At 70.3% G+C, this 23,077-nt stretch carries 21 protein-coding genes and 1 pseudogene; 7 read left to right on the forward strand and 15 right to left on the reverse strand.

Annotated features, from left to right (window positions below; genetic code table 11):
- Nucleotides 1–17 precede the first annotated feature (17 nt).
- A complete protein-coding gene (gene hutH / locus ABIA38_RS30000; protein WP_424642136.1) occupies nt 18–1,589 on the forward strand; it encodes a histidine ammonia-lyase in 1,572 nt (523 codons plus the stop codon).
- Between the two features lie 215 nt (nt 1,590–1,804).
- Complete coding sequence (locus ABIA38_RS30005) at nt 1,805–2,665, forward strand: MurR/RpiR family transcriptional regulator (protein ID WP_424642137.1); 861 nt, start codon at nt 1,805–1,807, stop codon at nt 2,663–2,665.
- 130 nt (nt 2,666–2,795) lie between these two features.
- Here ABIA38_RS30005 and ABIA38_RS30010 read toward each other — a convergent pair whose 3' ends face one another.
- Nucleotides 2,796–3,410, reverse strand: a complete 615-nt coding sequence (locus tag ABIA38_RS30010; RefSeq protein WP_424642002.1) for a hypothetical protein — start codon at nt 3,408–3,410, stop codon at nt 2,796–2,798.
- A 616-nt stretch (nt 3,411–4,026) separates the two neighbouring features.
- On the opposite strand from ABIA38_RS30010, the gene ABIA38_RS30015 reads away from it, so the two are divergent.
- Nucleotides 4,027–4,197, forward strand: coding sequence for a hydrophobic protein (locus ABIA38_RS30015; RefSeq protein ID WP_424642003.1), 171 nt, complete (start codon nt 4,027–4,029; stop codon nt 4,195–4,197).
- 183 nt (nt 4,198–4,380) lie between these two features.
- Here ABIA38_RS30015 and ABIA38_RS30020 read toward each other — a convergent pair whose 3' ends face one another.
- From ABIA38_RS30020 to ABIA38_RS30030, 3 genes are all read right to left on the reverse strand, one after another.
- Nucleotides 4,381–4,833 carry a methyltransferase domain-containing protein gene (locus tag ABIA38_RS30020; RefSeq protein WP_424642004.1) on the reverse strand — a complete coding sequence of 151 codons (453 nt, stop codon included), beginning with the start codon at nt 4,831–4,833 and terminating at the stop codon, nt 4,381–4,383.
- 93 nt (nt 4,834–4,926) lie between these two features.
- Nucleotides 4,927–5,136, reverse strand: coding sequence for a DUF397 domain-containing protein (locus ABIA38_RS30025; RefSeq protein WP_424642005.1), 210 nt, complete (start codon nt 5,134–5,136; stop codon nt 4,927–4,929).
- Nucleotides 5,133–5,987, reverse strand: coding sequence for a helix-turn-helix domain-containing protein (locus ABIA38_RS30030; protein ID WP_424642006.1), 855 nt, complete (start codon nt 5,985–5,987; stop codon nt 5,133–5,135). The genes ABIA38_RS30025 and ABIA38_RS30030 overlap by 4 nt, the downstream gene beginning before the upstream one ends.
- 658 nt (nt 5,988–6,645) lie before the next feature.
- Here ABIA38_RS30030 and ABIA38_RS30035 point away from each other — a divergent pair.
- The 3 genes and pseudogenes from ABIA38_RS30035 to ABIA38_RS30045 all read left to right on the forward strand — a co-directional run.
- Nucleotides 6,646–7,437 (forward strand): phosphotransferase, encoded by a 792-nt coding sequence (locus ABIA38_RS30035; RefSeq protein WP_424642007.1) that lies wholly within the window; start codon nt 6,646–6,648, stop codon nt 7,435–7,437.
- Nucleotides 7,434–7,649 carry a hypothetical protein gene (locus ABIA38_RS30040; RefSeq protein WP_424642008.1) on the forward strand — a complete coding sequence of 72 codons (216 nt, stop codon included), beginning with the start codon at nt 7,434–7,436 and terminating at the stop codon, nt 7,647–7,649. Before ABIA38_RS30035 ends, ABIA38_RS30040 begins: the two co-directional genes overlap by 4 nt.
- A 584-nt stretch (nt 7,650–8,233) precedes the next feature.
- Nucleotides 8,234–8,416: pseudogene (locus tag ABIA38_RS30045) on the forward strand (IS630 family transposase); the annotation flags it as partial.
- 46 nt (nt 8,417–8,462) lie between these two features.
- Here the strand turns inward: ABIA38_RS30045 and ABIA38_RS30050 are convergent.
- The 4 genes from ABIA38_RS30050 to ABIA38_RS30065 form a co-directional block, all read right to left on the reverse strand.
- Nucleotides 8,463–9,197 carry a Type 1 glutamine amidotransferase-like domain-containing protein gene (locus ABIA38_RS30050; protein WP_424642009.1) on the reverse strand — a complete coding sequence of 245 codons (735 nt, stop codon included), beginning with the start codon at nt 9,195–9,197 and terminating at the stop codon, nt 8,463–8,465.
- Between the two features lie 520 nt (nt 9,198–9,717).
- Nucleotides 9,718–10,449, reverse strand: coding sequence for an SDR family NAD(P)-dependent oxidoreductase (locus tag ABIA38_RS30055; protein WP_424642010.1), 732 nt, complete (start codon nt 10,447–10,449; stop codon nt 9,718–9,720).
- Nucleotides 10,450–10,924: 475 nt separating this feature from the next.
- Nucleotides 10,925–11,926, reverse strand: coding sequence for a GlxA family transcriptional regulator (locus ABIA38_RS30060; protein WP_424642011.1), 1,002 nt, complete (start codon nt 11,924–11,926; stop codon nt 10,925–10,927).
- Between the two features lie 171 nt (nt 11,927–12,097).
- The gene (locus ABIA38_RS30065) at nt 12,098–12,706 is read right to left on the reverse strand and encodes a suppressor of fused domain protein (protein ID WP_424642012.1); all 609 of its coding nucleotides are present in this window, start codon (nt 12,704–12,706) and stop codon (nt 12,098–12,100) included.
- 495 nt (nt 12,707–13,201) lie between these two features.
- Between ABIA38_RS30065 and corA the strand changes: the two genes are divergently transcribed.
- Nucleotides 13,202–14,278 carry a magnesium/cobalt transporter CorA gene (corA, locus tag ABIA38_RS30070; RefSeq protein WP_424642013.1) on the forward strand — a complete coding sequence of 359 codons (1,077 nt, stop codon included), beginning with the start codon at nt 13,202–13,204 and terminating at the stop codon, nt 14,276–14,278.
- Between the two features lie 113 nt (nt 14,279–14,391).
- Here the strand turns inward: corA and ABIA38_RS30075 are convergent, their stop codons facing one another.
- The 7 genes from ABIA38_RS30075 to hutU all read right to left on the reverse strand — a co-directional run bounded on the left by ABIA38_RS30075 (nt 14,392) and on the right by hutU (nt 22,908).
- Nucleotides 14,392–14,892 (reverse strand): general stress protein, encoded by a 501-nt coding sequence (locus ABIA38_RS30075; RefSeq protein WP_424642014.1) that lies wholly within the window; start codon nt 14,890–14,892, stop codon nt 14,392–14,394.
- 91 nt (nt 14,893–14,983) lie between these two features.
- On the reverse strand, nt 14,984–15,865 hold the full coding sequence (locus ABIA38_RS30080) for an alpha/beta fold hydrolase (protein WP_424642015.1): 882 nt from the start codon (nt 15,863–15,865) through the stop codon (nt 14,984–14,986).
- A 206-nt stretch (nt 15,866–16,071) separates the two neighbouring features.
- Nucleotides 16,072–17,268 carry an acyl-CoA dehydrogenase family protein gene (locus ABIA38_RS30085; RefSeq protein ID WP_424642016.1) on the reverse strand — a complete coding sequence of 399 codons (1,197 nt, stop codon included), beginning with the start codon at nt 17,266–17,268 and terminating at the stop codon, nt 16,072–16,074.
- Between the two features lie 172 nt (nt 17,269–17,440).
- Nucleotides 17,441–18,607, reverse strand: a complete 1,167-nt coding sequence (gene hutI, locus ABIA38_RS30090; RefSeq protein ID WP_424642017.1) for an imidazolonepropionase — start codon at nt 18,605–18,607, stop codon at nt 17,441–17,443.
- A 76-nt stretch (nt 18,608–18,683) separates the two neighbouring features.
- Nucleotides 18,684–20,021, reverse strand: coding sequence for a formimidoylglutamate deiminase (locus tag ABIA38_RS30095; RefSeq protein WP_424642018.1), 1,338 nt, complete (start codon nt 20,019–20,021; stop codon nt 18,684–18,686).
- The gene (locus ABIA38_RS30100; RefSeq protein WP_424642138.1) at nt 20,018–21,217 is read right to left on the reverse strand and encodes an allantoate amidohydrolase; all 1,200 of its coding nucleotides are present in this window, start codon (nt 21,215–21,217) and stop codon (nt 20,018–20,020) included. Before ABIA38_RS30100 ends, ABIA38_RS30095 begins: the two co-directional genes overlap by 4 nt.
- A gap of 17 nt (nt 21,218–21,234) precedes the next feature.
- Nucleotides 21,235–22,908: a urocanate hydratase gene (hutU, locus tag ABIA38_RS30105; RefSeq protein WP_424642019.1), complete on the reverse strand. Its 1,674-nt coding sequence runs from the start codon at nt 22,906–22,908 to the stop codon at nt 21,235–21,237.
- Between the last annotated feature and the right edge of the window lie 169 nt (nt 22,909–23,077).

Raw genomic sequence — 23,077 nt, forward strand, 5'->3', positions numbered from 1 at the left:
TTCGAGTGAATAGCGATCTGCACAGCACCCCCGAGGCAACCCCCGCCACCGTCCTGATCGGCGAGGCCGGGATGTCCCCCCAGGACGTTCTCGCGGTCGCCCGCGCCGGCGCGCGCGTCGAGCTGGCCGAGACCGCGATCAAGGCCATGGCCACGTCGCGGGCCGTGGTCGAAGGGCTCGCCGCGCGTACGGAACCCGTGTACGGGGTGTCCACCGGCTTCGGCGCGCTCGCCGTCCGGCACATCAGCCCCGAACTGCGTACCCGCCTCCAGCACTCCCTGGTCCGCTCGCACGCCGCCGGGATGGGGCCGCGCGTCGAGGACGAGGTGGTCCGCGCGCTGATGTTGTTGCGGCTCAAGACGCTGTGTTCGGGGCGTACGGGGGTCCGGCCGATCGTCGCGCGCACCATGGCCGGTCTGCTCAACGCGGGGATCACGCCGGTGGTGCGGGAGTTCGGCTCGCTCGGGTGCAGCGGCGACCTGGCCCCGCTGGCGCACTGCGCCCTGGTGCTCACCGGTGAGGGGGAGGCGGCCGGCCCGGACGGCGTGGTGCGGCCCGCCGCCGAGCTGCTCGCGGCGGCCGGTCTGGAGCCGGTCGAGTTGAAGGAGAAGGAGGGTCTGGCGCTGATCAACGGCACCGACGGCATGCTCGGCATGTTGTTGATGGCCGGGGCCGACCTCGCCCGCCTGTTCACCACCGCCGACATCACCGCCGCGATGACGATGGAGGCGCTGCTCGGTACCTCCCGGGTGCTCGACCCGGCGCTGCACGCGATCCGGCCGCATCCGGGCCAGTCGGCCAGCGCGGCCAACATGTTGCGGGTGCTCGACGGGTCGGCGCTGACCGGGCATCACCAGGACGCCGCGCCGCGCGTACAGGACGCCTACTCGGTGCGCTGCGCGCCGCAGGTCGCGGGTGCCGGGCGGGACACCCTCGCCCATGCGCTGCTGGTCGCCGAGCGCGAACTGGCCGCGTCCGTGGACAACCCGGTGATATTGGAGGACGGCCGGATCGAGTCCAACGGCAACTTCCACGGCGCACCGGTCGGTTACGTGCTCGACTTCCTCGCCGTCGCGGTGGCCGACCTCGGCTCGATCGCCGAGCGGCGTACGGACCGGCTGCTCGACCCGTCGCGCTCGCATGGGCTGCCGGCCTTCCTCGCGGATGATCCGGGTGTCGACTCCGGGCTGATGATCGCGCAGTACACGCAGGCCGCGCTGGTCTCCGAGTGCAAGCGGCTGGCAGTGCCGGCGTCGGCGGACTCGATCCCCAGCTCGGCGATGCAGGAGGACCACGTCTCGATGGGGTGGAGCGCGGCCCGCAAGCTGCGTCGCGCGATCGACCATCTCAACCGCATCCTGGCCATCGAACTCACCACCGCTGCGCGGGCGTTGGACATGCGCGTGGCGGCGGGCCTGGGTGCGCCGGCGCCGGCGACGGCCGCGGTGGTCGCCGCGCTGCGCGAGCACGGCGGCGAAGGGGTGGGGCCGGACCGCTTCCTGGCCCCGGATCTGGAGATCGCCGACACGTTCGTGCGCAGCGGTGGGGTGGTTCGGGCGGCGGCCTCGGCGGCCGGTGAGCTGAACTGACCTGGAGCCTTCGTTGAGCTGACCTGCCGTCAGATCAGGCAGGATTGCCGGACGCGGATCGCCGCCATCGTCGGCGGTCCGCGTTCCGCCCGTTCCGCCCGTTCCACCTGTACCGCCTGTAACACCCATACCGCCTGTACCGCCTGTGCTGCCTGTGCTGCCTGTACCGCCCGTGCTGCCTGTACCGCCCGTACCACCCGAGTTGCGAGGAGACCCTGTCGGTGGCCGACGACGACGCGAGCCCTTCCGCCCGCCTGCTCGCCCTGTTCGAGCGCCACCGGCTCACGCCCACGCAGCGTCGGATCGCGCACTGCCTGGTGCGGCACGCGGGCGAGGCGGTGTTCCTGTCCAGCGTTGAGGTGGCCCAACTCGCCGGGGTCAGCCAGCCGTCGGTGACCCGCTTCGCGGTCGCGCTCGGCTTCGACGGCTATCCGGCGCTGCGCCGACACCTGCGCGAACTCGGCCTGCCGACGACGGCGGAGTCCTCCGCCGAGGTGGACCGCAACGAGTACGTGGGCGCCGTGCATGCCGAGATCGCCAACCTGAGCAGGCTGGCCGAGCAGCTCGCCGACCCCGGCCCGATCGCGCGGGCGGCGGCGTTGTTGGCGCCGTCGCGTCCGCTGGTGGTGCTCGGGTTGCGGACCGGGATGGCGCCGGCGCGGGGGTTCGGCTACTTCGCGGCGAAGGTGCTGCCCGAGGTGCGGGTGCTGGACGAGGGCGGCTCGCAGTTGGTGGACCGGCTGGACCAGGCGCGGGCGGCGGGGGCGACGGGGCTGCTGTGCTTTGCGCTGCCGCGTTATCCGAGGGAACTGGGCGACGGGCTGCGGATCGCGCGGGATCTGGGCTTTCGGATCGTGACCGTGACGGACAGCCCGTTCGCACCGGCGGCCGTGTTGTCCGACGCGGTGCTGATCGCGGGGGTCGGCTCCCAGCTGGTCTTCGACTCGTACGGGGCGCCGATCCTGATGGGCCAGATCCTGCTCCAGGCCATGTGCGACATCGAACCGGCCCGCGCCCAGGCCCGGTTGGAGGACTTCGAACGCCAGGCGGGGGAGCGCGGACTGTTCGACGTCTGATCGGTCGGCGGCGGGTGGCCCGAAGACCTCGGACCGCGATGGGTAGGCGCTCCGCCGGGAAGTCCCGACGGAGCGCCGCCCAGCCGATTTTCGTTCACCGCGCGTCAGCGGTCGGTGATCGGGTGTCGATTCAGCAGGGGAGGGTGGTGTGGCCCGCGGCGCCGGTGGCGCCGGTGGTGCCGTCCGCGGTGAATGTGGCGGCGGTGCCGTTGCCGCCGGGCTTGCCGGGGCAGACCGGGCTGGCCGCGCCGCCGGCGCCGCCGAGGCCGCCCTTGTGGCCGCCACCCGCCGTGGCGGCCCCGCCGTTGCCGCCGCTGCCGCCGGCGATTCCGGCGCCGGCGTCGCCGACACCGCCCACGCCGCCCTTGCCGCCGGTTCCGCCGAGGGTGGCCGCGCCGCCGCTGCCACCACTGCCGCCGTTGCCGTTGGCGCCGCCCGCGCCACCGGTACCGCCACCGCCGCCGACGCTTGCGCTGCCGTCGGCGTTGCCGCCGGCGCCGCCGATGCCGCCGTTGCCGTTGGCACCGGCCGCGCCGCCGGTACCGCCCAGGCCGCCGAGGCCACCGTGGGTGCCGACGCCGTTGGCGCCGTTGTTACCGGGGAAGCCGAGAATGCCGAGGCTGATGTGGGTCCCAGCGCCGCCCGCGTCGGCCAGGGCCGACGCGGAGGCAAGGGTTGGGGTCGCCAGGCCGGCCACGGCGATCGCGGCGACCACGAGGGTCCGGGAAATGGCGGGAGTGCGCATGAAGCGCATGAGAGTGCCTTTCGATGTGTACGGTCGGAGAAATTCTCCGGCCGACAGAAATCACTCTAAGCAGGAATCTCCCATTCCGACCCCGATTTGCCGATTATATTTCTCCACTCGGCTGCATTGGTCGAACTTTCGCGGTAAATATCGTTTTCCGATCACGATATGAGGGTCACCCGATGCCCCGAGGGACGCCCCGGGCGGGCGTGTGCGCGATGGACGCGAGGTGCGGCCGGGGAGTCCGGCGACGGCGGGCCCGAGCGCCGTGGGTGTAGCCGAGCGGGCTGGTGGACCTGCCCTGACCGGCGCAGTTACGCCGCGTTGGGGCTGGGCGCGGGGCGTGGGGTGCTGGGCGCGGCGCGCGGGAGTCCGGCGACGGGGATCGTCGGCGATCCGGGCGCCCGGACGCCAACACGTTTACTGCGGGTCGGCGACCTCTTTCCTCGCCCGCGCGCGCGAGGAAAGAGGAACAGGCCCTGGACGGGGGAAAGCGCAATGATTGCCGAGCGAAGAATCAGTTGCGATCCCTGCCCGAAAATAGGCCCGGCAAACGGCCTTTTTTCGAGGCATGCACCCGAATTGGCTGGGCACAAGAGTGGCGGAGGTAAAAACAATGGTTCCCTTGCTTGTAGTTCTGCTCCTCGCCCTGATCCTTTTCGGTGCCGGTTTCGCGGTGAAGATCCTTTGGTGGGCCGCGATCGTCGTCCTGATCGTCTGGGCACTCGGCTTCGTCGTCCGTTCGACCGGCAGCGGTGGCGGCCGTGGCCGCTGGTACCGCTGGTAGCAGTGCCGCCCCACGACGGTGCCGTCACGTAGTCGGGCACGGTTCCGCAACCCGTCGGCGTCAGTCGAGGAACTCATCGCGATGGGCGAGGTTTTCGCCGTTGACCGGTTGATGGTGCTGCCCGGGCGGTCGTGATACGAGCGGTTCGTCAAAGGGGGAGCGTCAGGCTCGCGGCAGGCCAAATCATCTGCTGACTGTCTGCGGTGATCTCCATACGGAGGGAGGCCGGATCGACCGGTCCATACTCCGCGATGAAGTGCCGCGCGCGTTCGAGTTGCCCCCACAAGTCGAACGGGCCTGACGAATGAACCACCGGTGAACCGGACCGAGCCGCTGACGGGCGGCGTTCACCAGATACTCGTCCACATCCACCGACAGCACGTGATCGTCACCGAGGCGACGTCCGAGCAGGGCGGCCGAATAGCCGCTGCCGGTACCGAGGTCGAGCACCCGCATGCCCTCCTCGATCTCCGCGACGTCGAACATGCGCAGCACGAGCGAGGGCAACGTCGATGACGAGGTGGGAGGTCGATCGGAGGCCGGCACCACGTCGTCGCCGGCCGTGTCGGCGTGCGCGTCCCCGACCTGTGTCACCAGCGTTCGGTTGTCGTATGCCGAGTTGGTCCAGGACGCCATGTTTGCAACTAATATTCTTCGTCCTGTTTGCGACAAGCAGTGCCACAAAAAGCGAAAGCCCCTCCAAGGGAGGGGCTTTCGCGTTCCCGAAGGTCAGCGAACTGCGGCGATGAACGACGTCCAGGCGTCGGACCGGACCGCGAAGGCGGGCCCTGTGGGGTTCTTGCTGTCACGAACGGCCGTCTGGACGTCCGTGTGGGCCACGGAAACGCAGCCGTTCTGCTGGCCGCTGCGGGTGCTCTTGAACCAGGTCAGGTGGCCGTACTCGGACGCCTGCTGCACGACGGGGGGAAGCTGAGTCACTTGAGGTCTTCCAGTCGCTTCTTGATGATCGCTTGGGTGTTCTGGCTATCGAGAGCGTGGGTGCGCAGGTAATCGAAGAACCGTACGTACCGTCGGATCTCACGGGCATTATCCCGCTGAAAGCTCACAGAAACAGTGTCCACGAAGGCAACGCTCGGATCCTGGGCGTCTCGAAAGTGCAGGAGCGTCAGACCGGCAGTAGTTGGCGCCGCCGCGTCGTAGGGGATCACCTGCACCGTGACGTTGGGTCGCTCGGCCACGTCCAGCAGGTGTGCGAGTTGGGCACGCAGTGCGTGTTTCCCGCCAATCTCGTACATGAGGGCTGCCATGGTGATCACGCCCGAGTACTCCACGGGGTCGTCCTCGGTGAGCAACACGCGCTGGCGCCGCTGGCGTACCTCGACGAGCGTTTCGATGTCCTCCTCATCCTGAACGAACGGCCCGCTCCCGATGACCGCCCGCGAGTAGTCGGCCGTCTGCAACAAGCCTGGGATGAGCAGCGGTTGGTACTCCCACGCCGCAGCGGCTTCCGCCTCAAGCCCGATCTGCTCCTGGTAGTCGTTGTTGAGGACGTCGGCATACGGCGCTACTGCCCACCAAGAGCGCTCTCGCCCATCCGCGACCAGCGCTTCGCATTTGTCCCGACCGTCCGAGTCGACCTCGTACAACTCCATGAGCTTGTACAGATCGCGACGCGTGACGCCGGACTGCGCATTCTCGATGCGCGACACCTTTGATTTGTGCCACCCGAGCTGTGCTCCTACCTCCTCGACCGTGAGTCGCCGCAGTTCTCGCAACGTGCGGAGTTCATTGCCGAGCCTCCGTCGAGCCAACATCGGTGTCGTAGGCATCTGTTGTCCCTCCCTGGTCAGCGCACCAGTGAAGCGCCATGCACGCATGGTGCTGCCAGATTTTACCTTCGCTTGACTGATGCGTGTTGCAAATAGAAGTTGCGCGAGAGATTCTGACGCAACCAGCACTACGTGTAGTGATCTTATCCACGCGGGGTGTGATCGGCGCTGCCGTCACGCTTGCTCACTGCTGCCCGCGTGCGTCCCTTTGGAGGCGACTGGCTGTGCTTCGACATCAGCTACTGGCAGAACTGCCGCCAACCTTCGCGCAATCACCTGTGTCGGTCCTCGGAGGACTCGAACGCGGCTGCATCGAGGTGGAGTTCGACTCTCGCGCCGGACACGTCGAACGTATGCGCAGGATCACCCGCGCGACACGCCACGCCTGCGATCACCGCGACTCGGACGTCCTTCGGATGGCCGGTGCGGTCGTTGGCGAGGTCGTCACGGCTCGGGAGGCGGATGGACCGGTTGGGCGGTCGGCGCACTGGTGCTCGGTCGGTCATTCGGAGGCGGATTCTGATGCGGAACCTGCCTCGGTGGTAAGGGAGTTGTGGCGGGTGGATCATCTCGGGCGGGCGTTGGAGGCGGTGGCGTTGCCGGTCGGGGTTGGCTGCCTGCCGCCTACTGCGCGGGGTGTTTCGGTGCGGGTGGCGGGATGAGTCCACGTTATGGGTGGTCGGAACTTCCGGTTCTGGTATGGGAGTTCGTCACGTCGATGGTCGGTCCCGTCGAGTCGGTGGTGCCGGTGGTCGGGCCGTACACCAGTTCCTTTACCGGGGCGGTGACCACTGCTTCCGGGACGGTGTTCGTGAAGGTGGCGGAGGAGGCCACTGCGCCGTTGTCGGCTCGGGCGCAGACCAGTGAGGTTGCGGCGAGTGCGGTGGTCGGGGTCTTGTCGCCTCGGTTGCTCGGGCACGGGTGTGTGGACGGGTGGCGGGTGCTGGTGTTCGAGCATGTCGAGGGGCGGCCGGTGCGGTTGGCTCTGGGGTCGCAGGATCTGGCGCAGGTGGTGGGTGTCGTGGATCGGATCGGGCGGATTCGGCCGGGGCGCGGTGCGGGGTTGCCGACGTTGGTGGGGCGGTTGCGGGAGCACGTTGCGCAGGGGCGTGGCGGGCCGTTGTGTGGGGATCGGTTGCTGCACACCGATCTGACGTCGGCGAACATGATCCGTCGGGCGGACGGGTGGGTGTCCGTGGTGGATTGGGGTCGGGTGGCCGTCGGACCGCGGTGGGCGGAGGTCGGGTTTCTCGGGTCGCATCTGGTGGGTGCCGGGAACGAGTTGGGTGAGGTGCGGCGGTGGATGTGGCGGTTTCCCGAGTGGCGTCGGACCCCGCATTCGGCTCGGCGGGCGTTGGCGGAGGCGATGGTGGGGCATACGGCGGGCGAGGCGACCTGGTGGCTCGACCTGGCCGATGCCCCGGTCCGATGCGGCGAGGTGGGGCGATGAGCGGGTGCATTCCCGACGAGGAGGAGGAAGTCCCCTGTGATGTGGGGGACTTCGTGTGGACCTTCCACCCCGACGGCGACCAGATCGGGTCGGGACACGTCGTGTCCGTGGACCTGCCGGGAGGCACGGTCACGGTGGAGGACCGCGACGGGCGACGGCGGTCGTTTCCATTCGCCCTGGTCGAGGCGCCCCCGGTCGGGCGCGCCGATTAGGGCCGCACACTGCGGCCGGCCCGCGAGGGCGTGCCGATGGCGATGTCCTGAGGCGGGTTGCCGATCGCGCCGGCCGAGCCGGTTCCCGGCGACGATGACTGGCGCAAGCAACTCCTGTGTCTGGCAAGGGAGTTGATCCGGCCGGTGCATCAGGAGACGGGTGTGGGAGTGGGGCTCGACCTTGGAAGTGGACCCCACCCCGCGCGCCCCGACAGAGAAGAGACGTACCCGCGATGACATACCAATTCGGGTGGACACGCGGTGCTCCGCCGAACACGTCGACCGTGGATCGAGTCCAGGACGAGCGGTTGAGTCTGCTGGTCCGGGAGTGGGTCGACGGGGCGGACGTCGAGATGCCCCTACCGGCGCCGCCTCCGACACCGAGCGGGCGACCGCGCCGGCTGTGGCGGTTGCTCGTGTGGTTGCGCGCGTTCCGGGCAGGCCGGCGGGGCACACGGTGAGTACCCGGCGGCGGGTTCCGGGGAGTACGAGCCAGTGCTGTGACCGACAACGTTCGCCGGGTTGGTGGTGACGGCGCCTTAACCGGTGGGATGTAGGCCGACATCCGATCCGATGCAGGAGGCGTGGCGGCAGCGTCGGTCAAGGTCCGGAGGCTGACCGACCAGGAGGGCCGGCAGTTACAGAGGATCGTGCGGCGGGGCAGCACCAGTTCGGTGCGCTACCGGCGGGCGATGATGCTGCCGGCCTCGGCCGGCGGGAACCGGGTGCCGGTGGTCGCCCAACTCGTGCGGACGGACAGGTCGACGAGGGAACGACCCGACCGACGTTCCCTTCAGGAACTGCCCGGTGCGGTCAGGGCTGGAACAGTTTCCACTGCCCCTCGGAGACGACTTGGGCGGCGCCGTCGACCACCTTGATGGCGGTCTGGTCGTCGATCGCATACGTCGGCGCGGGAATCCGTGCCGCCCACCTCTCCGCGTTGGCCAAGGAGGCGTCGGGGTGGTTCGGGTGCTCCAGGTGCGGGATCACCGCGAAGTCGACGAGTCCTGCCCCCTGTCCCGTGACCAGGATTCTGTCGACGTCACCCTCAGGCGTGGCGAAGACGATGTCTTCCGACCTCAACGGTCCATCGTTCCCGCGGGGCGGTTCGTGGTAGGTCTCGACAAAGGTGGAGGCAACAGCCATGCTCCCGGCGCTCACCCCCACGTAGACCGCCTCGGAACGCAGCGTCGGCAGTAGGCCGGTCAAACCGGAGCGCCGCATCCAGTTGGCGAGAAACAGCGGGTCGCCGCCCCATACCAGCAGTGCGTCGGCGGCCTGGACCGTTGGCACCCAAGCAGCCTCCTCGATGCTCGGCAGCGCCGTCAGCTCCAGAATCCCCAACGATTTCCAACCCAATCCACACAACGGCGACGGACCCTCACCGGATATCGCCCGCCACGCCATGCCGGGCCCGCCGGGGAAGGGGTAGATGGCGGTGGGGATGAACAAGGCGTTGGACTCGGCGATCGATTTGCCCAGCAGGTCGACCAGCGCGTCATGGATGCTGGCGTTCTTGATCCCGGACGACGTGAGGAGTGCTCTCATGTGCCTACCTCCCTGAGTTGCCTACTGCGGAGCACTCGCTGCGCCCCGAACCTCGCTGGACCTGCGCTTGGGTCAGATCCAGACCGATCCGGGTGGTGCGACGCACCGCCCGAACATCGGTCCGATCACGACAACGAGACACCCCGACACCCTAAAAGGCAGGTACGACACAACCCGGCCAACGTAAGCGGTCAGAGCACCTGGGACCTCGACCAGGGCCGCGCGTTCATCGAGCGCTACCGACGGGCGAGTTGCCGCGACACCTGCTCCGGGCGCGGAGGTGTGTTCACTGACACGCAGGCGCGAGGGCGGCGCACCTGCGCGTTCGGCCTGGTCGAGGTGGCCCCGGTTCGGCGCGCCATTAGGGCCGGACACTGCGGCAGGCCCGCCATGGGCGTGCCATGGCGGGCCTGCCGCGGGGCGGTGAGCCGGTTTCCGGCGACGAGGAACGACGAGGAACGACGAGAGCAACTCCCGTGTGCGACGAGGCGGTTCGACCGGGGCCGCGTGGACGATCGGACTAGAGTCCGCCTGCCACCCGGAGGATCGCCCCGGTTGCATACGACGCATCGGTGGAGAGCAGCCAGGAGACGGCTGCGGCGATCTCCTCCGGCTGTCCGGCGCGACCCAGGGGGATGGCGGCGGCGACCTTGCCGGGGCGTTCGGGGTCCTGGTGAAAGTCGGTCCAGATGGTGCCGGGTGCAACGCCGTTGACGCGGATGCCCTGGGGGCCGACCTCCTTGGACAGCCCCATGGTCATCGCGTCGACAGCGGCCTTGGCCGCCGCGTAGTGAACGTACAGTCCCGGGCTGCCGAGCGTGGCCGCGGCCGAGGAGATATTGACTATCGCTCCGCCGCCGTTGCGTTCCATGTCCTGGATGGCACGCCGGGCACACAGGAGGTATCCGAGCACGTTGACGTCGAGTGCCCGGCGGATACCGGCAGGGTCGGCATCGGTCAGCCGTCCGTTCGGGCCGCCGGTCCCGGCGTTGTTCACGAGCGCGGTGACGGGACCGATGTCGGCGGCTCGGTCGAAGAGGTGGTTGACGTCCGTCTCGTCGGCGGTGTCCACACGGACGGTGACGCACTTGCGGCCGGCCTGCCGGACGGTTGCGGCAACCGCCGCTGCTGCGGAGCTGTCCGAGTGGTAGCCGAGGACGATGTCGTGTCCCTCGCTCGCGAGGCGCGCGCAGACTGCTGCGCCGATCCCGCGGCTTCCGCCGGTGACCACCGTCACGAGTTGTGCTTGCATGTTCATCTCCCAGGATGTGTGCGTATTCGACGTTGCTCGTGTAGTTCGTGCTGCTTGTGCTGCTCGGTCGCGGGGCGTGCGGCGATGGTGCCGCTGCCTTCCGGTGCGGAAGGCAGCCCCTGGTGGGTAGGGCGGTCGGTCGGTGAGTCGTTGTGCCCCGCCCGCGTGAGCGGTGCGGCAGTGGGCGCTGCTGGCGCTGCCGAGAGAGCATCGGCAAGCGCAGGCGCCGCCGCTCGTGGCGGCCGAGGGTGTCCGGCAGCGGCCCCTGGTAGGGGCTTCGGCGGCGGAACGGGCGTTGCGGAGGGTTGGTTCGTTCGCCCTGGTTTTGCCCGGCTGTGCCGGGCCGGGCAGCGCCGGGCAGCGCACGCGCAAGCGCTGTCGGCGGTCCCGGCGCGCGGCTGTTCCGCGCCGATCGGTTCCGGGGCGGTCCGCCGTCGCCCTTCAGACGACTCCGTCCTTCAGACGACCTCGCCCTTCAGACCGCTTCGGCGCCGGCCTCCCGGTCGAGGGCAGGGCCTCGTGTCGCAGTCGAGCCGAAGCGGTCGCGGTATTCGCCGGGGGCGATGCCGACGCGGCGGTGGAAGGTGCGGCGCATGGTTTCGGCGGTGCCGAAGCCCAGGCGGCGGGCCAGCACGGCTACCGGCTCGTCCGCCTCGGTGAGCGCCCGTCGGGCCGCCTCCACCCGGACACGTTCGACGTAGGCCGCCGGTCCCACGCCGACCTCTGCGGTGAAGCGCCGCTGCAGGTGACGCGGGCTCAGGCCGGCGCAGGCCGCCAGCTCTGCGACGTTGTGCCGGCCGCCGGGTTTGTCCTGGATCGCCCGGACGGCTTTGCGAATCGGGCCGGTGGTCGGCTGCGCCGACCACAGCGGGACGCTGAACTGCGACTGGTCACCCGGCCGTCGGAGGTAGAGCACCATCTCGCGGGCGGCGGCCAGCGCGACCTCCGGACCGTGGTCGTCCTCCACCAAGGCGAGCGCGAGGTCCATGCCGGCGCTGACCCCGGCCGAGGTCCACACCGAACCGTCCCTGATGAAGATCGGGTCGCAGTCCACCGTCAGCTCGGGGTGCTCATCGGCGAGTTGCCGCTCACGGGCCCAGTGCGTGGTGACCCGTCGCCCGGCGAGGAACCCGGTGGCCGCGAGGAGAAGCGCGCCGCTGCACACCGATGCCACCCGCCGGGCACCGGACGCCGCGGCGGCGATCCAGGCCACCAGTGCGGGGTCGCGGCGGGCATCGTTCACACCCGGTCCGCCCACCACGACGAGGGTGTCCAGTCCCTCGGGGCCGAGGTCCTCGATTCCGTACGCGGCGAGCATCGGCAGACCGCTCGAGGACTGGACCGGACCGGCGTTCGGAGCCACCACCTGGCAGTCGTAGCCGCCGACCGTCTGCTGGGCGTAATGGAACACCGCATGCGGGCCCACCAGGTCGACCGCCTGGAACCCCTCGAACACTACGAAAACCACTCGACGCATGGCATAAGGCTGCCCGCGCGGTGGGAATGGCGTCAACGACGCACACCCCACAAATCACGCCACCCGGCTCGCCTCCCCGGCGTGCCGGCCGGCTCGCCTCCCCGGTAGGCCGCCCGCCGACGGTCGATGCCTCAGCCCAGCGGCACCGGGCCCGCCGCCGAGGTCGATCCCTCAGCCCAGCAACACCGCGCGCCGGTTCGGGTCCCTCAGGTCGGTGCCGTGTTTCAGCCATTTCTCCTGGAGGGCCTCCGCGCCCTGGGCCCGCTTCCACGCCGCCTCGGCCGGGGTCATCGGGAGCAGCGGGAAGAAGCGGACCGGGTCGGCGGGGGCCGGCAGCGGCAGATCGGCCAACAGGCCCCCCGGCTCGGCGACCAGAACCGCATGAAACGCGCCGCCCTCCCACAGCGGCCCGCCCAAATCGAGGGAGGCACCGGGAGCGATCACCAGGCCCTCCACCTGCGGCGTCGACGCCAATACCGCCAGGGGCCGCAATACCGAGTCGTGCCCACCCCGCACCGACAGCACCAACTCCCCCCGCGGCCCCGCGATCGGGTCGGCCAGCAGTGCCGCCGGGTCGGCCATCGGCGCCCGGGACATGCCCAGCGTCGCGTAGCGGACCACGCCGTCGGCGTCCGGGCCGAAACGCAGTACCTCGATCCGGTCCGTGCCGACGAAGGTGACGCCGGCCCGCCCGGTCGGGTCGCCGAAGGTCGCCGTCAGGTGCGCCTCGACCTGCGGGGTGGGGTCGACGGGCTCGGGTCCCGGCGTGAAGTCGAACATGCCCGCATGCTAATTCGCCGTCAGGAGCCGTTGGCGTACCGGCCATTGGCACCGCCACTCTGGTGTACTCTGCCTAGTCGGCCCGCCGGATGTGGACATCTCGCGCGCGCCTTTGGGATGACGGACTCGTTCTCGCCCCGACCCACCCGGTCGACGCGCGGGAGCCTTCCCCCAGCGGGGACCGGCAGTGGGAGGTGATCGTGGTGCATACCAGCACACCGTGCAGTACCGGCGGCTCACCCGATCTTCCCCGATCCAGTCGCACGCCCCGCCCTTTCTGAGGGATTCCGAGACCTTCCGCGAGTTCCGACCGCCGTCGATCGGCCCGGTCCTCGTGCTCCGAATGTCCTCCGTGACGGGGCGTCAGGATCAGGATCCTTTGCCGTTCTTTCGGTGATTCGTTCCGCTTGCCCGTGTCGACCCGAGCGACGCATCACGGCCTGCCCGCCGCGGTGCCTCGACGACGGCACGCGCCGGTCAGTCCAGGAGCCCGTCATGTCGATGATCCGCGACCTCCGCGCCGCCGTCCGCCCGCACCGCCGCGCCCCGCTGCCGGCGCACACGCCCGCGCCGACCGGGAACTGTGTGGTGGACTGCGCGGTGTATCGGGACGGTCGGCGCCTGGACGGCTACGCGAACCCCGACTCGGCGATCCACGAGGTGCGCGCCGGCGGCGGCTTCGTCTGGATCGGCCTGCACGAGCCCAGCGCGCTCGAACTGTCGGGTATCGCCGAGCGATTCGGCCTGCACCCGCTCGCCGTCGAGGACGCGGTACACGCGCATCAGCGACCCAAGCTGGAGCGCTACGACGACACCCTGTTCGCGGTGTTCAAGACGGTCACCTACGTCGAGCACGAACAGTTGTCCGCCACCAGCGAGATCGTCGAGACCGGCGAGATCATGGTCTTCCTCGGCAACGACTTCGTGGTCACCGTGCGGCACGGCCGGCACGGCGCGCTCGGCGAGCTGCGCTGTCGGCTGGAGGACGGCGGCGAACTGCTCGCCGCCGGGCCGTCGGCGGTGCTGCACGCGGTGGCGGACCGGGTGGTGGACACCTACCTCGACGTCGCGCAGCTCATCCAGGACGACATCGACCAGGTCGAGAACGACGTGTTCGGCGGCGGCGGGGCCGGCGACGCGGGCCGGATCTACCAGCTCAAGCGCGAACTGCTCGAACTCAAGCGTGCGGTCGCCCCGCTCGCCCGCCCGCTGCACCAGCTCGCCGAGCGGCCGATGCGCCAGGTGCACCCCGACATCCGCGAGTATTTCCGCGACGTCGAGGACCACCTGTCCCGGGTGAGCGAACAGGTGGCCTCGTTCGACGAGTTGCTGACCTCGATCCTGCAGGCCAACCTCGCGCAGGTGACCGTCGCGCAGAACGAGGACATGCGCAAGATCTCGGCCTGGGTGGCGATCTTCGCCGTACCCACGATGATCGCCGGGGTGTACGGGATGAACTTCGAGTACATGCCGGAGTTGAAGTGGCGGTACGGCTACCCGATGACGATGTCGGTGACCCTGCTCGTCTGCACGCTGATGCACCGGGGCTTCCGGCGTAACGGCTGGTTGTAGCCCACCCGACCGCCCGCCCCGACCGCGCTCCCGAAGAAGCGCTACAGCCCGAAGAAGTGCTACGGCCCGAAGAAGCGCTACAGCCCGAGGAAGCGCCACAGCCCGAAGAAGCGCTACAGATCGAGTCGTCCCACCAGGTTCCGCGCCCGTTCGGCCAGGTCCGGGCGCACCATCACGTCGTAGCGGGACGCGACGATCTGACTCGTGGAGACGAAGTCGCGCTGCCCGCCCATCGCCCGGTAGCCCAGCCAGCCGAACAACGCGCCCGCCGCGGTGCCCCAGATCAGCCCCATCAGCACCAGCCACAACCAACCGTGCGCGCGGACCGCGAAGATGCCCAGGAACAACCCGATCATCAGCCCGAACCAGGCTCCGCTGGCCGCGCCGGACGCCGCCGCCTTGCTCGCGGTGAGCCGGCCCAGCACGCTCTCCACCATCCGCAGGTCGGCGCCGACGATCGCGCTGTTCTGCACCGGGAACTCGTTGTCGGACAGGTAGTCGACCGCGCGCTGGGCGCCCGCGTAGTTCGCGTACGACGCGATGACCGTGCCGGTGTTCGCCAGGTCGGGGCCGGACGCGCCGGCGCCCGGGGGAACGTTTTGCTGACCGAACATGTTGATGCCTCGCCTCGCTGCTGCCGGGTGGTGGACCGGGGGGTTGTTCAACCCGGCACCTGTACCCGGTGCTATTCGCGACAACACGTGACTAATCCGACAGGACCTCACGTACCGCGTCCGACACCGCGTCCGGTCGATCCAGCATCACGTAGTGCGCCGAGTCGTCCAGTACCTCGCACCGCCCCTGCGGGGACAGATTCGCCAACGTGCGCAGCGCGCGTACCCAGCGGGCCCGCGCGGCCAGGCTCTCGTAGCCACCGGCCGCCGCCAATACCCGCAGCGGTACATCCGGCAGCGGTGCGTCCCGGCGCAACTCGACCAGTTCGGCGGCCACGTCGAAGTACGTGGTGTTCTCGGTCAGCGCGGTGGCGAAGAAGCGGCCCGATCCATACGCACCGCGCACCCACCGCGTATCCGCGATATCGCGGTGCCGGCGCGACTGGGTGAACAGGATCGAACGCCGCGCCGCCGGGCCGATCGCGTGGGCCAGGCCGCTGACCCGCATCGCGCCCCCGCCGATCCGGGCGGCCCGCACCCGAGCCCGCCGGGCCGGGCGCGGGCGCGGCTTCTCCTCGTTGCTCGGGTCCACCAGGACCAGGCCCGCGGTGCGCTCGGGATACATCCGGGCGAAGCCCTCGACGTGGAACGCGCCGAGCGAGTGGGCGAGCAGTACATACGGCCCGGGCAGCGCGAGTGCGTCGGCGAGCCCGGCGATCCGGTCCGCCTCGCGGGCCAGCGTCGGCGGTCGCGGATCCGGCTGGGAGAAGCCGAGTCCCGGGCGGTCGAAACGGACCACCGTGCAGTGCGGGGTGAGCAGCGGCACCACCGGGTCCCAGTCGAACCACGCGCCGGCGAGTCCGCTGGTGGCGATCAGCACCGGGCCGGTGCCCTCGCGGACCACATGCAGCGCGGTCCCGTCGATCCGGACGAACTCGCCGGGCGGGACCGGCACCGGGCGTTTCGCAGCCATGGTGGGCTCCCCGATCACTGGCGGTGGCAGATTTCGCCATCATCGGTCGCACCCGAGGCCCGAACCGGCAACGACGCGACCATTACCGCCAACCGGACCCATACCAAACCCACTTGGCGGCGTGCCCCGACCGCCGGCCAACGCCCGTGCACCCCGCCCCCGCCCCGCCATCCGAGCCATCGGACGGAGTGCACCGCCCCCGGCCGTCAGCCGCGCAGCTTGTAGTCCTCCAACAACCGCCGCCCGATGATCATCTTCTGGATCTCGGCCGTGCCCTCGCCGATCAGCAACATCGGCGCCTCGCGGTAGAGCCGCTCGATCTCGAACTCCTTCGAGAAGCCATACCCGCCGTGGATCCGGAACGCGTCCTCGACGACCTCCTTGCAGTACTCGGAGGCCAGGTACTTGGCCATCCCCGCCTCGAGGTCGTTGCGCTCGCCCGCGTCCTTCTTGCGGGCCGCGTTCACCATCATCGCGTGCGCGGCCTCGACCTTGGTGGCCATCTCGGCGAGCTTGAACTGGATCGCCTGGTGGCCGGTCAGCGGCTTGCCGAAGGTCTCCCGCTGCTGCGCGTACCGAATGCCCAGCTCGAACGCGCGCTGCGCGACCCCGCAGCCGCGCGCGGCCACGTTCACCCGGCCGACCTCGACGCCGTCCATCATCTGGTAGAAGCCCTTGCCGGGCACCCCGCCCAGAATACGATCGGCCGGCACCCGACAGTTGTCGAGCACCATCTCGGTGGTGTCGACGCCCTTGTAGCCCATCTTGTCGATCTTGCCGGGGATGGTCAGCCCCGGCCGGGTCTCGCCGAAGCCGGACTCCTTGTCCACGAGGAACGTGGTCATGTTCCGGTAGACCGACTCCTCGCCCAGCTCGGTCTTGGTGAGCACCGCGACCAGGTTGGCCGTACCGCCGTTGGTCAGCCACATCTTCTGGCCGTTGAGTACGTAGAACTCGCCGTCCGGCACCGCCTTGGTACGGATCGCCGAGACGTCCGATCCGCAGTGCGGCTCGGACATCGAGAACGCGCCGCGGATCTCGCCCTCGGCCATCTTCGGCAGGTAGTACGCCTTCTGCTCGTCGGTGCCGTGCTGCTTGATCATGTACGCGACGATGAAGTGTGTGTTGATGATCCCGGACACGCTCATCCAGCCGCGCGCGATCTCCTCGACCACCAGTGCGTAGGTCAGCAGCGACTCGCCGAGGCCGCCGTACTCCTCCGGGATCATCAGGCCGAACAGGCCCATGGCCTTCATGCCCTCGACGATCTCCGCCGGATACTCGTCCCGGTGCTCCAGCTCGGTGGCGACCGGGATGATCTCCTTGTCCACGAAGGTGCGGACGGTTGCCAGGATCTCCCGCTGGACTTCGGTGAGTCCGTCGGTCTGTGCGAGGCGGCCCATGGGCGGCGCTCCTTCCGTCTGCGCATGTCCGGGCCCCACCACCGGGGTCCCGGCCACGCTTCTGGTTGAGAGAGTTACCGGGGAGTATCCACGAGCGCGAGGCGTCGCGACAGAGGGGGTCCGTAACGTGGGCGCCGCGATTTCGAACGGTCTGTCGGCGCATCGCCCCCGGTCAGACCCTTACCCCCGCCCGCCACACGCTGTGCACCAGCGGTACGCCGGGCCGGTAGGCCAGGTGGACGTGCGAGGGCGCGGCCAACTCGACCACGTCGGCGCGGGCGCCCGGACGCAACACCCCCACATCCGTGCGACGCAGCGCACGGGCACCACCCGCCGTCGCCGCGTACAGCGCCTGATCGGGCGTCATGCCCATCTCGCGGACCGCGATCGCGATGCAGAACGGCATCGACGTGGTGTAGCTGGAGCCGGGGTTGCAGTCGGTGGACAGCGCGATCTCGACCCCGGCGGCGAACAGCCGGCGGGCGTCGGGGTAGACCGCGCGGGTGGAGAACTCGGCGCCCGGGAGCAGTGTGGCGACCGTGTCGCCGGCCGCCAGCGCGTCCACGTCGGCGTCGGTGAGGTGTGTGCAGTGGTCGGCCGAGGCGGCGCCGAGTTCGACGGCGAGTTGCACACCCGGTCCGTGGCCGAGCTGGTTGGCGTGCACGCGCGGGGTCAGGCCCTTGGCCATGCCCGCCGCCAGGATCGCCCGCGCCTGGTCGCCGTCGAACGCGCCGCGCTCGCAGAACACGTCCACCCAACGGGCGTGCGGCGCACAGGCGTCCAGCATCGGGCCGGTGACCAGGTCGACGTAGCCGGCCGGGTCCTCGGCGTATTCCGGCGCGACGATGTGCGCGCCCAGGTAGGTGGTCTCGGTGGTGAACGCGGCGGCGATCCGCAACGCACGTTCCTCGTCGGCGACGGTGAGGCCGTAGCCGGACTTGATCTCGATCGTGGTGGTGCCCTGCCGGGCCGCCTCGGCGACCAGCCGCCCGGCGTTCGCGGCCAGTTGGTCGTCGCTCGCGGCCCGGGTCGCGGCGACCGTGGTCCGGATGCCGCCGGCCGCGTAGGGCTGCCCGGACATCCGCGCGTCGAACTCGGCGGTCCGGTCCCCGGCGAAGACCAGATGGGCGTGCGAGTCGACGAAGCCCGGATGTACCGCGTGCTGCTCGGCGTCGTGGCGGGTGTCCGCGTCCGGGGCGTTCGCGGCGGGGCCCACCCACCCGATGCGGTCGCCGTCGAGCACGAGGGCCGCGTCCGTGAGCAGGCCGAGCGGGCCGGCGCCGAGGTCGGGGTCGTTGGTGACCAGCGAGCCGATGTTGGTGATCAGGGTGGTGGCCACGCGCGAGTGGTCCCTTCCGGTGCGAATGGGGGCCGGCCGACCCGGGGGCGGATCGGCCGGCATGGCGGTGGGTCGATCAGCCGAACAGCCCATGAATCGCGGTGGTCAGCGCCTGCGGCACCGCCTCCACCAGCTGGTGTACGCCGTCCCGGACGATCGATCGCCCGCCGACCATGACGTGCGTGACGTCGCTCGCGGTCGCCGCGAACACGGCCGCCTCGGTGGCCAGTCGTGGGACGGTGCCCGCGAGCCGGACCGAGTCCAGGCCGATCGTGGTCAGGTCGGCGAGCGCACCCGGTTCGATGCGCCCCGCGTCCGGCCAACCGAGCGCACGATGCCCGGTGACCGTGGCGAACGCGAGCAGCGCGGCCGAGGTGAAGTGGCCGCGCCGCCCGGTGCGCAACCGCTCGTCGAGTTCGACCGCGCGGGCCTCCTCGAACAGGTCGATCACCGCCTGACTGTCGCTGCCCAGCGACAACGGCACGCCGGACCCGGCCAGTTCGCCGGCCGGGCCGATGCCGTCGGCGAGGTCGCGTTCGGTGGTCGGGCAGAAGCAGACGCCGGCGCCGGTCCGGGCCAGCACGGCGATGTCCGCGTCGGTGAGGTGGGTGGCGTGTACCGCCGTTGCGTGCGGGCTCCAGAATCCGTGCGCGTCCAGCAGCCCGGTGGGGGTAAGCCCGTGATGCGCCAGGCAGGCCGCGTTCTCGGCGGGCTGCTCGGACAGGTGTACATGCACCGGGACACCCTCGGTACGGGTGGCCCAGGTCGCGTAGTCGTCCTTGGCGGCGAATGCCCGGACCGAGTGCACCGCCGCGCCGATCCGGGTGTTGTCGTCGCCGCGCAGCGCGCTCCAGCGCTCGTACCAGGCGTCCGAACTCCCGTCGCCGAAGCGGCGTTGCACACCCTCCAGGGGTTGGTAGCCGTCGGCGGTCAGGCCGCCGTGCAGATAGCACGTGTCCAGCAGGGTGAGCCGGACGCCGGCCTGGCGGGCCGCCTCGATCAGCGCGTGGCCCATCGCGTTGGGGTCGGCGTACGGCGTGCCGTTCGGGCCGTGGTGCAGGTAGTGGAACTCGCCGACGGAGGTGATCCCGGCAAGCGCCATCTCCGCGTACACCGCCCGGGCCAGCGCCAGATAGGTGTCCGGGTCGAGCCGGCCGGCGGCCTGGTACATCTGGTCGCGCCAGGTCCAGAAGGTGCCGGTGCCGGTCTGGGTGCGTCCGCGCAGCGCACGATGGAAGGCGTGCGAGTGTGCGTTGGCCAGGCCGGGCAGGGTGAACCCGGGCAACACCGTGGCGCCGGCGGGCACCGGGCGGTCGGGGGTGACCGACTCGATCCGGTCGCCGACGATCGAGAGCACCACGTCGCGCTCGATCCCGGTGCGGGTCCGCACCAGCTCACACCAATACTCGCTCACCCGAGGTCCTCGCTCGTCGAATCGCCGATCAGGTCGGTCACCACGTCGGCCAGCGCGTCGACGCCCGCGAGACAGTCCACCAGCTCGGCCCGCTCGGCCGGCGAGTGCGACACGCCGGTGGGGTTGCGGACGAACAACATCGCGGTGGGCACGTGGGCGGACAGGATGCCCGCATCGTGCCCGGCGCCGGTGGGCAGGATCGGCGCGCCGCCGAGCTGCTTGGCGAGCCGATCGCGCAGCGGGCCGGCGAACTCGACGATCGGGGTGTACGACTCGCGGGTGATCTGCACGCAGACCCCGTCCCGGTCGCCGCGCTCGGTGGCGGCCCGGATGATGTCGGCGACCACCTCGTCCAGGGTGCGTTCGTCGGCGGCACGCGAGTCGAGCCAGCCGCGCACCTCGGCGGCGATCGCGTTGGCCGCGCCGGGCTGTGCGTCAACCTTGCCGAACGTGGCCAGGGCACCGGCGAGTTGGGCCTTCTTGCGGGCCGCCAGCACGGTGTTGGCGTACGTCAACATCGGGTCGCGCCGATCCACCAGCCGGGTGGTGCCGGCGTGGTTGGCCTCGCCCCGGAAGTCGAACCGCCAGCGGCCGTGCGGCCAGATCGCCGAGGCCACGCCCACCGCGCGGTCCCGGTGCACCAGGTCGCGGCCCTGCTCGACGTGCAGTTCGACGAACGCGCCGATTCGGGCCAGGCGTTCGGGATCGGCGCCGATGCCGGCCGGGTCGAACCCGGCCCGCTCCATCGCGTCGCCGAGCGCGATCCCGTCGGCGTCCACCAGGGCGCGGGCCTGATCCGGCGTCAACACCCCGGCGGACAACCGGGATCCGACGCAGGCGACGTTGAACCGGGCGCCCTCCTCGTCGCCGAAGTTGACGATGCCCAGCGGGCGGGCCGGATGTACGCCACGTTCGCGCAGCAGGTCGAGTGCGGCGAACGAGGAGACCACGCCCAGCGGTCCGTCGTAGGCGCCGCCGTCGGGCACCGAGTCCAGATGGCTACCGATCACGATCGCGTCGGCGCCGGGCGAGGTCCAGGCCCACTGGTTGCCGTTGCGGTCCTCCTCGTACAACAGCCCGCGCTGCTCCGCCTGTTCGCGAAACCAGGCCCGGCATTCGGCGTCGGCCCCGGTCCAGGCGTAGCGCCGGTAGCCGCCGGTCGCGGCGCGACCCACCGGAAGCAGGTCGCGCCACATCGCCTCGAAGCCGGTGCTCACGCGTCGCCTTCCCGCATCGGCACCCGGACACCACGCTCGTCCGCGACGTCCCCGGCCAGGTCGTAGCCCGCGTCCACGTGCCGGATCACGCCCATGCCCGGGTCGTTGGTCAGTACCCGGCGGATCTTCTCGCCGGCCAGCGGCGTGCCGTCCGCGACGGTGACCTGACCGGCGTGGATCGAGCGGCCGATGCCGACGCCGCCGCCGTGGTGGATGGACACCCACGAGGCGCCGGAGGCCACGTTGACCATCGCGTTCAGCAGCGGCCAGTCGGCGATCGCGTCCGAGCCGTCGAGCATGCCCTCGGTCTCCCGGTACGGGCTGGCCACCGAGCCGCAGTCCAGGTGGTCGCGGCCGATCACGATCGGCGCGGCCAGCTCGCCGGAGGCGACCATGTCGTTGAACCGCTCGCCGGCCCGGTCGCGCTCGCCGTAGCCCAGCCAGCAGATCCGCGCCGGCAGACCCTGGAAGTGCACCTTCTCCTGGGCCAGCTTGATCCAGCGGGCCAGCGACTCGTTCTCCGGGAACAGGTCGAGCACGGCCTTGTCGGTCTTGGCGATGTCGCGTTCGTCGCCGGAGAGCGCGGCCCAGCGGAACGGGCCCTTGCCCTCGCAGAACAGCGGGCGGATGTACGCCGGGACAAAGCCGGGGAAGTCGAACGCGCGGGTGTAGCCCGCCAGTTGCGCCTCGCCGCGAATCGAGTTGCCGTAGTCGAAGACCTCGGCACCCTTGTCCAGGAAGCCGACCATGGCCTCGACGTGCCGGGCCATCGATTCGCGGGCGCGGTCGGTGAACTCGGCGGGCTTCGTGCGCGCGTACTCGGCCATGTCCTCGAACGCGACGCCGATCGGCAGATAGGCGAGCGGGTCGTGGGCCGAGGTCTGGTCGGTGACGATGTCGATCGGGGCGTCCATCGCGAGCAGCTGCGGGACCAGTTCGGCGGCGTTCCCGAGCAGGCCGATGGACAGCGGGCGGCGGGCGTCGCGCGCCTCGACGGCGAGTTGCAGCGCGGCGTCCAGCGTCTCGACGCGGGTGTCGCAGTAGCCGTGCTCGATCCGGCGGTCGATCCGCGAGGGGTCGCAGTCGATACAGATCACCACGCCGCCATTCATCGTGACGGCCAGCGGCTGGGCGCCGCCCATGCCACCGAGGCCGGCGGTGAGCGTGATGGTGCCTGCGAGGGTGCCGCCGAAGCGCTTCGCGGCGACTGCGGCGAAGGTCTCGTAGGTGCCCTGGAGGATGCCCTGGGTGCCGATGTAGATCCACGAACCGGCGGTCATCTGGCCGTACATGGTCAGCCCGGCGGCTTCGAGCCGGCGGAACTCCTCCCAGTTGGCCCAGTCGGGCACCAGGTTGGAGTTGGCGATCAGGACGCGCGGGGCCCACTCGTGGGTCTGCATCACGCCGACCGGCCGACCGGACTGCACGAGCAGCGTCTCGTCCTGCTTGAGCGTGGTGAGGGTACGGGTGATCGCCTCGAAGGAGCGCCAGTCGCGGGCGGCCTTGCCGGTGCCGCCGTAGACGACCAGCTTGTCCGGATGTTCGGCGACCTCGGGATCGAGGTTGTTCATCAACATCCGCAGGGCGCCTTCCTGCTGCCAGCCCCGGGTGTTCAGCGTGCTGCCGCGCGGTGCGCGAACCTCGCGCGGTCCTGCGGTGTGGTCCGACATGGCGGCGCCCTTTCTGCCTCTGTTGCTCTTCTGTATGAAACCATTCAGTCGCGTCAAGAGTGAATCTAGCTGTTACACAAAGCCCCGCCAAGACCGCACCCGGAAGCCGCCCCGAAGACTTGACCCATTCGGTGCCATTTCCCACGATCGGCGCTCGGGCCGGATCGGG

It is taken from the genome of Embleya sp. AB8 (assembly GCF_049739465.1).
GTDB lineage: Bacteria > Actinomycetota > Actinomycetes > Streptomycetales > Streptomycetaceae > Embleya.